Below are 14428 nucleotides of genomic sequence, written 5' to 3'. Positions count from 1 at the left end.
AACCCAATTATAATAACATGAACAGCTGCATTTCCCTTTGCTTCATTACCCCATTTAAAAGTTCTATGAGCAAAATGAATTTTGCAGTGATATTTATTAAAAAGTTCTTTCCATAATATTCCCACTTGTTCACCTTGTGATATAGAGTTGGTACTTACAAAAGCAGTTTTAGTTTTGGGTAAATCCTTTCCCTCAATTGCATTTGCTTTTTGCATGTATTGCGCTGCCTTTATGTACCAAGCTGCAACATAGTCCAATACTCCTGCTGCATTAACTCCCATGAAAACATTATCCATATCCTTTTTTTGTTCGGCATTTTGCAAATGCTTTCCGATAAAAGGAGGATTACCTAAAATATAATCATATTTTATTTCAGAAGACTGTGTTATTTCTTTCGGCTTTACAAACTTTACTTCTTTAGTATAAACATTAACGGTTTTATATTCTACAGCGGGTTCTTGTAAAATAATATTAGCCAAATCCGCATGCACAGATACAGTGGTTTCTTTATTCAATAAACTTTGCCAATCTATCCGCAAAGCATTTCCATGTACAATGGTTGCACTTTTTTTCAATGGTATGCGTTTATAATATTCGCCAAAGTTTATGCTTGCCTGTTCATTCATCTGGTGGTCCATCAGCCACATGGCTACGGGTGCTATCTGGCTGGCAAATTCTTCATACTCTATGCCGTAAAACCTATCCACATCTACCAAAAAATAATCGTTTACACTGGTTATTTGCTGGCCTTTTAATAAAACCTTTACAATATCCAGTTCCAGCAAACGTAATTCTCTGTAAGCAATGATTAAGAAGTTGCCGCATCCACAGGCAGGGTCTAAAAAACGCAGCTTACTTATTTTATCGTGCAGTTTTTTTAATTTACCCTTATCGCTTTTTACTTTATTAAACTCAGCCCACAGTTCATCCAAAAACAAAGGCTTTATTAATTTCAAAATATTCTTCTCACTTGTATAATGGGCACCAAGATTTCTTCTTGCTTTTTCATCCATCACACTCTGAAACAGGGAACCAAAAATAGCCGGAGATATTTTACCCCAATCCAATAAACAGGTATCGAGTAATATGCGGCGCATTTCACCATCAAAATGTGCCATGGGCAATTGCTCTTCAAACAACTTACCATTTACATAAGGAAAGGCGGCTAATGCTTCATCTAAGTTTTTAAATCGTTTATCTTCTGCAGTATTCAACACCTGAAACAACTGACTGATGTGTGCAGCAAGGTCACTGCCATCTTCGTTAGTCTTTAGTTCTAAGTATTCACTAAGAATTCCTTTTTCAAAAATGCTGGTGTCATCGGCAAACAAACAAAAAAGTAAACGAACCAAATACAATTCTAAATGGTGGCCGGTGTAACCAATGGCTTTTAATTTATCATGCAGCTTGCCCATCAGTTCGGCAGCTTCAATATTTACAGGGTCTTGTTCTTTATAAGTTCTTTTTTGGTAACCTGCAATAAAACCAAACAGGTGTACATGGTTTACAAAATCGGTGAGTTTAAATTCCTGTTGTGAATTCTCTTCCAAATCATATAAGCGAAATCTTTCAAAATCACTCACCAAAATATAGCGGGGCAGTTCTTTTTCTTTTAAACCGGGGAAATAGTCTTTGGCTTGCTGGTAAGCTTTGTCAAGGTCTTTGCCACGGCTTTTATGTTCTACCAGTATTACACCTTTCCAAAGCAAATCGATAAAGCCAGTTTTATTGTCAATCTTTTTTACCTGCTGCTCAAATGCAGCTACCCTGCGGCGGCCAATACCAAATACATTAAAGAAATCATCCCAAAATGATTTGGCTTCAGCATCTTCGCTTACTTCGTTTTCCCATTCTTTGCTAAAGGCGGTTGCACGGGTTTTTATTTCATTCCAGCTTAATGGCATTTTACTAAAGGTGTTACTTGTAAATATAGTTTATAAGGTGCAATATTAAGCATATACGTCACTTAGCGTTTATAAAAAAATAACTGGTTTTAAAAATAAAACTTGCACTATGCCCTGGTAGAAATAAACTTTTGAAGAGATAAAAAATTATTTAGATGTATACGCTTATCACATGTATGTATCATCTGTATCTTGGAAATATCAGAAATAGTTAACAATAATTTAAGTTTTTTTAATAAAATGGCTACCTTTGCCCTCTACCTTTCTTATCTAAAGCGCTTTTATCTTTATTCCTGGCAAACTAATTTTCAAACCACATAATTAATTTAAACAACATGAAAAATTTTACTTTAACGTTATTGTTTTCTTTATGTCTTATTGGCATGTATGCACAACCGGTGGTAAGCCTTGTGCATAACGATCTAAACACATTAGACCGTACTATACCAAATTTAGTTTCAAACGGTAGTTTTGAAACAGGCGGGCCATCTACCGGAAATCAGGTTTCGTACTTCTGGACAAGGCCCTGTAATATTAATGTACCGGTGGGATGGACTGCTGATGGCGATCAAAACAGCTATGGCTTTTGGGGTTATTTTCAAAGTACTGATGCCTCCCAGTACAACCAGGCACTAAATACACCTGCTTGTGATAATACTTTGCAAACTACATTTACTGATGGAATGATGGCTACTGCCGGTGATGGCCCCAACCTTTTGTATTTTGGTAATTATGAAGTAACTATTAATGGGCCGGCACCAAGCTACAATGCAGCAACTGGTGAATATATCCCGAGGGCACAGGTTGCCGCGGCTGAAGCAGCAATAGGATGGACGAATTATGGTAGTGGTGCTATAATTAAGCCTATAAAATTAAGCCAAACTGTTACTGGTTTAACAGCAGGTAATTATTATGAATTGGAGTTTTGGGTAACCTCAGAATTTTTTGGAGGACCAGGTGGCATATTTCAACTGGACCTGGGGAGTAAAAAGTTTTGGCTTATAACTCCCGGCCCAGAAGATTTAAATGGTTACGGAAGTTCTGAAAGATATCACTTAGTATTTCAGGCAACAGGCGCAAGTACCGTTTTAACTTTTACAAATTTTGGCCATTTCAATTCCAGCTTAAATCCAACTATGGCTCCCTGGTTTGCTGGTGCTGCCAGTAATTTTACCGGAGAATTGGCTGTTGACGATGCAATAATTAACCAGAGAACTATTACAGTTTCGGGTAAAATATTTATTGATGTTAATGGAGATGGAAATTCTGGCGGTGATGCCAACTATACAGCAGCTAACCATTATGTAAATTTGGTTGGTCCGGACGGGAAAATTTTATATTCTGCCCTTGTAGATGCTACAGGTAATTACAGCTTTCCTGCACCGATGAATACTGCTGGTCTGAGTATTCAAATATCTAAAACATCAGCTGCTTTAGAGGCTAACCCTAATGCCGCAGAAGCGCCTACTGGTTACAGTAACACCACACCTGTTTCAATAGCATTAACTACAGTAGCAGCAAATATTACTAACCAGGATTTTGGTGTGCAATTTGTAGTTTTACCTATTTCATTTGGGGAATTTAATGCTGTAAATAAAGACGATAATTCAGTGCTTAGCTGGGTTACTTACAGTGAGCAGGATGCGTCTCATTTTGAAATTGAAAAAAGTATAGATGGTTTTGCCTCAAGTAAGAATACAGTTGGAAAGGTTCAGGCAACTGGCAACAGCTCAGTAAAAAAATCGTATTCATTTGCTGAGAAAAATAATAACAGCCCTGTTAATTATTACCGCATAAAAATGGTGGATAAAAACGGCAGCTTTGTTTACAGCAATATTGTATCAGTTAAGGGCAATAGAAACATTTTTGTTCAGGTACGTTCAAATCCTTTTACTGATAAAATAAGCCTTATTGTACAAGCCTCTGCAAAGTATAATGCTATTGTAAATATTACAGATTTAAGTGGCCGTAAGGTTGTTACTTCTTCTGCAAGATTGGTACAGGGTGTAAATAATGTAGAAATAAACAATCTTAATAATTTACCTAAAGGTATTTACATACTGGAAGTATCGGGATCAACCGAAAACTTTAAGTTTAAATTGCTAAAGAAATAACCTTTAAATAGAAGAGTTATCTGAAATAATATTTTGAGCAGGTTCGTCAACTACGAGCCTGCTTTTTTTATAATTTCACGTTGGATTTATATTGAGTACATTATTTTTTCCTTTGAACGGAATGATACTTTTAATATTTAATTCTCCAAAAATCTTGTATTGATTTGCAGTAGGGTTTGCAGGAATATATTTGATATTGAAAACCTGTTATTTTGGATAAATCCAGATTTCTACTGAACCAACCCAGGTTATAATAAAATAAAGCTCAGTTTATATTGAAAAAAAAAAATCCCATTTTAAAATGGGATTTTTATAACAGAAAAGTGTACGGCTATTTTATAGCATACTTATATTTATACCTTTCAAACAATTGCTTTTGTTTATTATTTAAATCAATTTGCCGCCCTTGTATAAAGGCGTAAGAGATGATATTAGTTTTCATGTCTAAAATATCACCGTCGCTTACCACAACATTGGCATCTTTACCAATTTCAACCGAACCAGTTTTATCGGCAATGCCTAAAATTTTTGCAGCGCTTAAAGTTATGGCTGTTAATGCTTCTTCTTTTGTTAAGCCATAAGCAACGGAAGTGCCTGCATTAAAAGCAAGGTTGCGGTTGCGGCTGTTGCCATCATCATCATTTAATGCAAAGAGTACACCTGCTTTTTGCAAAAGATAAGGCGTTTTAAAAGGTTGGTCAATATCATCATCTACCATTGCAGGTAAATCGTGTAATTGCCCAAGCACTACAGCAATATTGTTTTGCTTTAAAAGGTCGGCAATCTGCCAGCTGTCAACCCCACCATAAATAACCACATCAAATCCAAACTCTTTTACAAAGTCAACTGCTATCAGCATTTCTTTTACAATATTGCAATGAATAAACAGTTTTTGTTTTTTTGTAAACAGGTTTTTTACTGCTTCAAATTTTAAATTATTGTTGTCGTGATTAGCTTCTGCTGCATACGCTTTTGCTTCTCTAAAAAAAGATTTTACATTTTCAATTTGATCTAATCCTCTTTTTACAGGATCTACCGCAGGGGCTTGTGCGCCGCCAAAATTAAAGCGGTTGCGTGGGCGGGCCAATAAAGAAGGCATACGGAAATGTATGGCACCATCTTTTTCATAGGCTGCATCTTCCCAGTTCCATCCGTCTAATTGCACCACCGAAGATGAACCCGAAATAATGCCGCCATCAGGAACTGTGCTGGCTAATAAAATGCCGTTGGAGCGCAAGGTGTTTATTACTTTGCTATCGGTGTTGTAAGCAACAATGCTGCGAACACTTGGATTTATTTCACCAATTTCGCTGGCATCCACCGTTGCTCTTACTGTAGGCACTTCTACCAAACCTAATTGTGTAGAAGTTAAAATTAATCCCGGATAAATATGTTTGCCTTTGCAATCTATAATTTTTCCTGAAGTGGAAGTGCCAGTACCAACTTCGGTTATTTTACCGTTAGTAAGCACTACATTGCCATTATTAATTACCTGACCATTGCCCACATGAATGGTGGCGTTGGTTAAAGTGATGGTTTCTTTTTGCTGCGGTGCAGGGTAAACGGTTTCCTGTGCAGTACTTTTTACAAAAGCACAAATGCAGAGCAAAATTATTCCCATTTTTTTTAAATCCGTCCACAGTATTTTAAAAGAGAATACTGATTTATAATAGCTTGTTTTACTTTTATTATAATCCATACAAATAGTTTTTTAAAGTGTTTAATGTAACTAATTAAGTGCTGTCAGGTTGAGCTTGTCGAAACCGGTCTGTTTTGCAAGCAACCCGCCTTCGACAAGCTCAGGCTGACAACTTTTGTATTTGTTACTTTATTGATCAAAATGTTTAATTATTATTTTCCAAATCATCGGCATCAATGCTTAACAAACCATGGCTGTGATAATGATCCATACAGTTATGAATGATCTCATACCTTGGCCTTGGCCTTTGAAAATTACCCGGTGCAGCACCAGGTGCGCCGGCTGCTTTTTTTGCAGCTGCTAATTTTTGTACCAGCCTGGCTTTTTCTGCCTGGTTTTGTTTACGCATTTCCATATCTTTTTCCCTGTCGAAATAAATAATGCCATCCACAATTGTTTTTTCTGCTTTGGCATAAATGCTTAAAGGGTTATCGCTCCATAAAACTAAGTCAGCATCTTTACCCACTTTTATGCTGCCCACTTTACCATCTACATGCATCATTTTTGCAGGGTTGATAGTAACCATTTTTAATGCATCTTCTTCGTTCATGCCGCCATACTTGATACTTTTTGCAGCTTCCTGGTTTAAGCGGCGTGCCATTTCTGCATCATCAGAATTAATAGCTACGTTTAAGCCAACCTGTTGCATAATATAAGCATTGTATGGAATAGCATCCACCACTTCCATTTTATAATTCCACCAATCGCTGAAGGTAGATGCATTGGCGCCATGCGCTTTCATTTTATCTGCTACTTTATAACCTTCTAAAATATGAGTGAAAGTGTTTACAGGAAAACCAAATTTTTCTGCCACTTTCATCGTTGCATTTATTTCGCTTTGTACATACGAATGGCAGGTAATAAATCTTTTCTTATTCATTATTTCTACCAATGCATCCAATTCTAAATCTCTTCTTACTATCATTGGTGTGGCACCTTTCTTTTTGTTATTTTCTTCTGCAGCCTTCCACATTTTTTGATAATCGCCTGCTCTTGTAAATGCATCTGTCATCACTTGCTCAACACCCATTCTGCTATCCGGAAAACGGATATTGCCCTGTGTACTGGAACTGCGTTTTACATTTTCGCCTAAAGCAAATTTTATAAACGGATCGGCTCCTGCAAATTTTAAATCCTCTGCATTAGCACCCCAGCGTAATTTTATTAATTGTGTTTGTCCGCCAATAGTATTTGCTGAGCCATGCAAAATATGTGAGCTAGTAACGCCTCCGCTTAACTGCCTGTAAATATTGATGTCATCAGGCGCAATATTATCTGCAATTCTTACTTCGGATGTTACACTTTGTCCGCCTTCGTTAATTGATGCAGCCGCAATATGTGAGTGCTCATCAATAATGCCTGCAGTTAAATGTTTGCCTTGGCCATCAATAATTTTTGCTGATGCATCGGATAGGTTTTTTCCCACCGCTGTTATTTTTCCGTTCTTAACCAATACATCTGTTTCTTCTAATTTACCTGCTGCATCACTGGTCCAAACGGTAGTATTTTTTATAAGAATATTTTCCTGCTTTGGCATTTCTTCTGCACCAAAACTTAAAAAAGGATAAGTTACTTTTCCTAAAACCAAAGGTATTTTTGGTTTTGCACTGTCGGGCTTTGGTTCTAAAAGATGATCGAAATTTGCAGTCCATGTAAAAGTATTTCCTGCTACATCTCTGCCGGTACCATTCCATACATTACCATTGGCAATACCACTTAAAATAGTTTCTTTAGCATCTCTGCCACGGCCTTCAGTATAACTTAATTTTACTAATTTACCATCGTAACTGTATTTGCCGGTAAGAGTATCTTTACTAATAAAACTAGCAACACCTGCATCTTTTAAATCGAGTGTAAATGATTTTGCATTGCTTGCTGTAAATTTATAAGAGCCCTTAACATCGTACCAGCTTTCTTCTTTCACTGCATTTTTAATTCCCTGTGTCCAGTTCTGCAACACTATAGTTTTTTCTGCAAATATTGGCCCAGATGTAATAATGAAATTGGCTAATTTTCCATTCTCTAAACTGCCCACTTTATCATACATACTTAATAAAGTTGCAGGTGTTTTAGTAAGAGATTCCAATGCTTTTGTTTCGGTTAAACCGTATTCAATAGCTTTACGCAGGTTGGGCATAAAGTCGGTGGGATTAGTTAAGTCTGCAGCCGAAATAGAAAAATTAATCCCTGCTTTTTCCATAGCAGCGGCATTACCCGGCGCCAGTTCCCAATGTTTTAAATCATCTAAGCCAACAAAGCGTAAATCATTAGGATCATCTACATCCATTGCTGCAGGATAATTTAATGTAAGAATGTATGATGCTTTGGTTGCAGCAATTTCTTTTATGCGCTGGTACTCGTTACCACCACCTTTAATAATATATTGCACGCCAAATTCATCCCCAATTTTATCGGCACGCAGATCATTCCATTTATCACTGGCATCAAAAATTTGCGGCAGGGTTTGGTTATCGTTCCAGCTTTTTAAACTAAGGTTGGTACCTTCTTTAGCCGGGCCAGATTTATACCATTGTGCATCTAAATATGTTTGACGAAGCAATGCAATTACACCCATAATAGAGTTGGGATAACTTTGTGTAGATACGCCTTTAGTAAAAGAATAAAAAGCTGCAGCTTTTTCTTTAAGCATGCTAAAATTATCTGGTTGTGTAGCTAAAGAAACAAAAGCGCCACTTCCCCGTGCAATACCATCTTTTTGATGTGTAAGTACAGCACCAAAACCAATATCACGTAAAGCTTTTGCTTTAGCATCGTCGCCGGTAAAAATTTTAAAGCCATCTGTTTCACTTTTTATGGCCTGGTTCCATCCATAAGCGCCTTTAGTATTGGAGGTAATTTGCTGTGGACCAAAAAAGCCACCACCAACTGTTGGGGTACGCTGTGGCGTTGTAATGCCATAATCGCTGAAAATATCTATAAAAGAAGGGTAGATATATTTTCCTTTGCAATCAATTACTACCGCATCTTTCGGCAGGGTAATATTTATACCGGCATTTTCTATTTTTCCCTGTCGGATAACCAATGTTGCATTTTGTAAAGTGGTTTGTGCATCTTTTACAATGGTGGCATTGGTAAATGCATAGCAGCCATCTTTTGGGCTGGCAACATCATTAACAGGAAAGGTGGATTGTGCTTGTATTTGTAAGGCAATTGTTACAAATAAAAACAGCAATGCCGGAAATTTTAATTTTTGCATGCTATATAGTTTTGGTAAATGAAGTTATGAAAACTAAAAATAACGATTCTATTTATTGTAACAGTCACCATTGATGGAATTTTGTTTGCGGTTAATATGTATTTTTGCTGCCTGTTATGAATATTTCCTCTTATATAGATCATACGGTTTTAAAACCAACTACCAGCATTGCCGATGTGGAAAAACTTTGTGCAGAAGCAATGCAATATAATTTTGCTGCAGTTTGTGTACCTCCATTGTTTGTAAAAAAAGCAAAAGAGCTTACTGGTGGCAGTAATGTAAAAGTGGCTACGGTTATAGGTTTCCCTTTTGGTTACTCTGCAATAGAAGCTAAGGTGGCAGAAATAATTTTAGCCATTTTAGATGGTGCCGATGAACTGGATATGGTAATAAACATAAGTGCCATTAAAAATAAAGACTGGCAATTTTTAGCCAGCGAAATTAATACAGTAATGCCTATTATAAGAGGCAAAGGAAAAATTGTTAAAGTAATTATTGAAAGCGGCATTTTAACTGATGAAGAAATTATTACCTGCTGCGATATCTATGGCGCTGCCGGCGTAGATTTTATGAAAACCAGTACGGGTTATGCAGAAAAAGGTGCATCTGTACATGCGGTGCAACTAATGAGGGTACATTTAGCGTCTTCCATAAAAATTAAGGCAAGCGGGGGCATTAAAGATTATAAATTTGCTTTGGAATTAATTAATGCCGGCGCCGACAGAATTGGGTGCAGCAGCAGTGTTAAAATTGCAGCAGAAGCCGCATTGCAAAATTGATGGAACAATTTTTGTAAAATAAAATGATTATGAAAAGAACGGGAATACTTTTTTTTGCGTTGATATTTTTTATGGCTGCCAATGCACAAACCGTAAAAACAGACGATACAGCCAGCGGCAAAGTAACTGTAAATAAAGACCCACGCCTGGATATTTTAGCAAAACAACAGGCTGAATTTAATAAAGCTACAGTAGGCTTGGGTGCTAAGGCTGCAAAGGGTTACCGCTTATTGGTTGTAAGCAGCAACGACAGAAATTTTGCCATGAAGGTAAGGACACAGCTTCTGCAAAGATATCCTGAGCAAAAAGTATATATGAGTTACCAGGCACCGTTTATTAAATTAAAATTTGGCGATTTTGTTGACAGGGCAGATGCTGAAAAATACCGAAAGATGATTACCAATTCTAAAATTGTAACTAACAATGTTTATTTAGTATCCGAAATTGTAGAAGTAAAAGTGGATAAGAATAAAGAGAATGATGATAATTAGTTTAACAGTTGATTAGTTTAATATTTGCAATTATGGTATTCAAAATAAAATGATGTAATTTGAATGGAGTTTCAGTAATGAAACTCTTTTTTTTAAAAATTTTGATGAATTGATTTTATGCTGAAAGAAAAAATACAACTGCTGGCAAAAAAATATGCTGATGAATTTATTGCAGTGCGCCACCACATTCATGCACATCCCGAATTAAGTTATAAAGAATTTGAAACCAGTAAATTTGTACAGCAAAAATTGCAGGGCTGGGGCATTCCTTTCGAAATAAAAGCTACAACCGGAGTAGTAGGTTTAATAAAGGGAAAAAATCCTGATAAAAAAATAATTGCCTTACGTGCCGATATGGACGCATTGCCTATTACAGAACAAAACGATGTGCCTTACAAATCATTAAACGAAGGCGTAATGCATGCCTGCGGCCATGATGTACACACCACCTGTTTATTAGGTGCTGCAAAAATATTAAATGAATTAAAAGAGGAATGGGAGGGAACCGTAAAATTAATTTTTCAACCGGGGGAAGAAAAAAATCCTGGTGGTGCAAGCCTTATGATTAAAGACGGTGTGCTGGAAAACCCCAAGCCAGAAAAAATATTTGCATTGCATGTGCATCCGGGGATGGAAGTGGGGCAATTGAGTTTTAGAGGAGGTATGATAATGGCGAGTGCTGATGAAATTTATATTACCATAAAAGCAAAAGGCGGCCATGCAGCATCGCCGCATTTAACTGCCGATACCATCTTAATTGCATCGCAATTGGTTGTAAGCCTGCAACAGATTATAAGCAGGAATAACAATCCTTTTAACCCTTCTGTTTTATCCATCACTTCTTTTAATGGTGGCAATACTACCAATGTAATACCCAGCGAAGTAAAATTAATGGGAACATTCAGGGCAATGAATGAAGAGTGGCGTTTTAAAGCACATGAATTAATAAAAACCCAAACTGTTGAACTGGCAAAGATGATGGGAGCGGAGGCCGATATTACAATTGATGTGGGTTATCCATTTGTATTAAATGATGAAGCACTGAATATTGTTGCCAGAAAAAAAGCAGAAGAATTTATGGGTGCAGCAAATGTTTTTGAAACAGAATTAAGAATGGGCGCAGAAGATTTTGCGTATTACTCTCATAAAATACCAGCCTGTTTTTTTAGATTAGGCGCAGGTAACAAAGCAAAAGGAATTACAATCGGTGTGCATACACCGATATTTAATATTGATGAAGGGGCGATTGAAGTAGGGATGGGTGTGATGGCGTGGATGGGAACCCCTGCCCCCTAAAGGGGAACTTAGATTGTTACTTTACAATTTATTAGTAGCTGCTTTATAATTGTTATCCTACATTTGGATTATAAAACGATTTGCATAGAAATCATTAATAAAAAATAAAACTCAATCAATAGTACACTGACCTATGCAGCAGAGTATATTGATTGAGGTTCCCCTTTAGGGGACAGGGGCTTATGAAAATTGCTTTCCACGGCGCTGCAAGAACTGTAACAGGTTCCAAACATTTATTGACTTTAAAAAACGGTAATAAATATTTACTGGATTGCGGTATGTTTCAGGGCATGGGCAAAGAAACGAATGCGATGAACCGTAGTTTTGGTTTTGATGCAACAAGTGTAACTGCCTTAATACTTTCGCATGCACATATTGACCATTGCGGACTGATACCAAAATTAGTTGCCGACGGGTTTAAAGGAAAAATTTATTGTACCCCTGCAACAAAAGAACTGGCGGCAGTGTTAATGGAAGACAGTGCCGGCATACAGGAAAATGATATTAAATACGAAAATAAAAGAAGGGCACAGGAAGGCTTACCCTATTTAAAACCTTTGTACACTACAGAACAGGCACTGGAAGCAGCGGAATATTTTGTACCTGTTGAGTACGATAAATGGTTTACAGTTGATGAAAATATTGAAGTGCTGTACACCGATGCCGGGCATATTATTGGCAGTGCTGCGGTGCATTTAAAAATAAAAGAAGATCGTAAAATAACAAGACTAACCTTTAGCGGTGATGTAGGCAGATACCGGGATGTAATTTTAAAATCGCCTGCGGAATTTGAACAGGCCGATTATATTTTGTTAGAATCTACTTATGGTAACAGCCTTCATAATAATGCGCTTGCCACTCCCGATCAAATTTTAGAATGGATAGAAAAAGCCTGCATACAAAAAAAAGGAAAATTAATTATGGCTGCGTTTAGCGTAGGCCGTACACAGGAAATATTATTTGCATTAAATCAATTGGAACTGGAAGGCAGATTACCCGATGTGCCTTATTTTGTTGATAGTCCACTGAGCGTAAAAGCAACAGAAATTGTAAAACATTATCCTAGTTATTTTAACAGCACTATTCAAAAAATTTTACAAAGTGATAACGATCCTTTTGGATTTAAAGGATTGAAGTTTGTAAAATCGGTTGACGAATCGAAGATGCTGAATTTTAGAAACGGGCCATTGGTAATCATTTCTGCAAGCGGTATGGCAGAGGCCGGAAGGGTAAAACATCACATCAGTAATAATATTGAAAGCAGCCGTAATACAATTTTAATGACCGGTTATTGCGAACCCAATTCGCTGGGTGCAAAATTGCAGGACGGACGTAAAGAAGTAAATATTTTTGGTGTATTGCACGAAGTGAATGCAGAAATCGGAAGCATACGCAGCATGAGTGCTCATGGCGATTATGATGACCTGTGTCAATTTTTAGCCTGCCAGGATGCCAAACAGGTAAAGAAATTATTTTTAGTACATGGCGAGTACAACGTACAGCTAGATTTTAAAGAACGCTTAATGAAAAAAGGATTTGAGGTGGAAGTGCCGGAGATGCATAGTGAAGTTGTGTTGAGTTAACCTTAGGAGGGTATAAAACCCTCCAGGAATTTTTTAAAACCTTTCCACTCTAAATGCACTGATATCGATAGAAGTTGTTTTACGTTTTATAAGTTCACTCACAATTTTTCCTGTACCGGTTGCTTCAGAAATGCCCAGCATGGCATGACCGCCGGCAATAACTAAATTATCATACATAGAATGTTTGCCAATAAAAGGTAAGCCATCCGGCGTAACAGGTCTTAACCCATTCCATATTTTATCTGTTGGAGGAAAATCAATTTTTAATCCGGGATAAAAATCTTTTGCCGAGTTATAAATGCCCTGCATTCTTTTTACCAGCACTTTATTATTAATGCCGCTCAATTCCATGGTTCCGCCAATTCTTAATTGATTTCCCCATGGGGTAACCGCACATCTGCCATCAACTAAAATAGCGGGGTACTTAATATTTTTTTCTACAGCGGGGTAAGTATAACTGTAACCTTTACCCGGCTGCAGTAATAATTTTATATCCAGCATTTTGGTAATTACTGGCAGCCAGCTTCCGGTTGCAATCACAACCTGGTCGAAATCAAATTTTCCTTTATCAGTAATTACAGCAGTAATAGTTTTGCCGCTTTTTTCAAAGCCCGTAACGGTGGTGTTAAGCTGCAGTTTAACACCTTTCTCTACCAAATAATTTTTTAATGCCAGCATCATTTTTCCGGGGTTAAAATGGCAGTCGTCTTTAAACAAAACTGCACCAGCAACGTTTACTTCCACATTGGGTTCCAATTTTTGTACATCAGCTTTTAATAACCGATCTACTTTTAAACCAAATTGCTCCGCTTCATCTGCCAAATGAAATTCGTGGTCTAATGTTTTTTGCTGCTTGCACATCATCAGGCAGCCAATGGTTTCCATTTCAAAATTGTCGCCAATATCTGTTCGCAAATCATTTATAAGCCTGCGGCTTAATTGTAAAATATTATTTAAATGAGGTGAATTTTTTTGTACTGTTGCAGCGTTACTGCTTTTCCAAAAATGGTATCCCCATTCCATTAAATCCATACTCAGCCTTGGTTTAATATAAAATGGCGAAGAAGGGCTGAGCATCCATTTTAAACCCTGGCTAATAATGCCCGGGCTGGCCAATGGTACAAAATGACTGGGAGAAATATAACCCATATTACCAAACGAACAGCCGTCGGTGATATCGCCACGCTCAATAATTGTTACATCGTAACCTTGTTTTTGTAAATAGTAAGCACTGCATAAGCCAATTACACCGCCTCCAATAATATTCACATTCATACTCACTGCTCCGCTGCGGCGGAGAACCTCAATTCAAAACTATACTGCTGCATAGCGCAGTAAAAAATGA

General features: G+C 37.2%; 9 protein-coding genes. 5 read left to right on the top strand and 4 right to left on the bottom strand.

Annotated elements, in window-relative coordinates; translation table 11 throughout:
- The coding region (locus ACY651_RS05775; RefSeq protein ID WP_462250637.1) for a DNA methyltransferase at positions 1–1904 on the bottom strand (1904 nt) is incomplete at its 3' end.
- Between the two features lie 335 nt (positions 1905–2239).
- On the opposite strand from ACY651_RS05775, the gene ACY651_RS05770 reads away from it, so the two are divergent.
- Complete coding sequence (locus ACY651_RS05770; protein WP_462250635.1) at positions 2240–4018, top strand: T9SS type A sorting domain-containing protein; 1779 nt, start codon at positions 2240–2242, stop codon at positions 4016–4018.
- Positions 4019–4349: 331 nt separating this feature from the next.
- Here the strand turns inward: ACY651_RS05770 and ACY651_RS05765 are convergent, their stop codons facing one another.
- Positions 4350–5717, bottom strand: a complete 1368-nt coding sequence (locus tag ACY651_RS05765; protein ID WP_462250633.1) for an amidohydrolase family protein — start codon at positions 5715–5717, stop codon at positions 4350–4352.
- A gap of 145 nt (positions 5718–5862) precedes the next feature.
- Positions 5863–8934 (bottom strand): amidohydrolase family protein, encoded by a 3072-nt coding sequence (locus tag ACY651_RS05760; RefSeq protein WP_462250631.1) that lies wholly within the window; start codon positions 8932–8934, stop codon positions 5863–5865.
- A gap of 104 nt (positions 8935–9038) precedes the next feature.
- Here ACY651_RS05760 and deoC point away from each other — a divergent pair, with 104 nt between their 5' ends.
- The 4 genes from deoC to ACY651_RS05740 all read left to right on the top strand — a co-directional run bounded on the left by deoC (position 9039) and on the right by ACY651_RS05740 (position 13083).
- Entirely contained in the window at positions 9039–9713 is a 675-nt protein-coding gene (gene deoC / locus ACY651_RS05755; protein ID WP_462250629.1) for a deoxyribose-phosphate aldolase, read from the top strand.
- Between the two features lie 29 nt (positions 9714–9742).
- Positions 9743–10204: an SPOR domain-containing protein gene (locus ACY651_RS05750; protein ID WP_462250627.1), complete on the top strand. Its 462-nt coding sequence runs from the start codon at positions 9743–9745 to the stop codon at positions 10202–10204.
- Between the two features lie 117 nt (positions 10205–10321).
- Positions 10322–11500 (top strand): M20 metallopeptidase family protein, encoded by a 1179-nt coding sequence (locus ACY651_RS05745; RefSeq protein ID WP_462250625.1) that lies wholly within the window; start codon positions 10322–10324, stop codon positions 11498–11500.
- Between the two features lie 182 nt (positions 11501–11682).
- Entirely contained in the window at positions 11683–13083 is a 1401-nt protein-coding gene (locus ACY651_RS05740) for an MBL fold metallo-hydrolase RNA specificity domain-containing protein (RefSeq protein WP_462250623.1), read from the top strand.
- A gap of 33 nt (positions 13084–13116) precedes the next feature.
- On the opposite strand, the gene ACY651_RS05735 is transcribed toward ACY651_RS05740, so the two are convergent.
- On the bottom strand, positions 13117–14358 hold the full coding sequence (locus ACY651_RS05735) for an NAD(P)/FAD-dependent oxidoreductase (protein WP_462250621.1): 1242 nt from the start codon (positions 14356–14358) through the stop codon (positions 13117–13119).
- Positions 14359–14428: the final 70 nt, after the last annotated feature.

This window comes from Ferruginibacter sp., from assembly GCF_031391665.1.
Lineage (GTDB): Bacteria > Bacteroidota > Bacteroidia > Chitinophagales > Chitinophagaceae > Ferruginibacter.
Note: the sequence above shows the minus strand (reverse complement) of the source record. Positions and strands in the feature narration are given on the sequence as shown.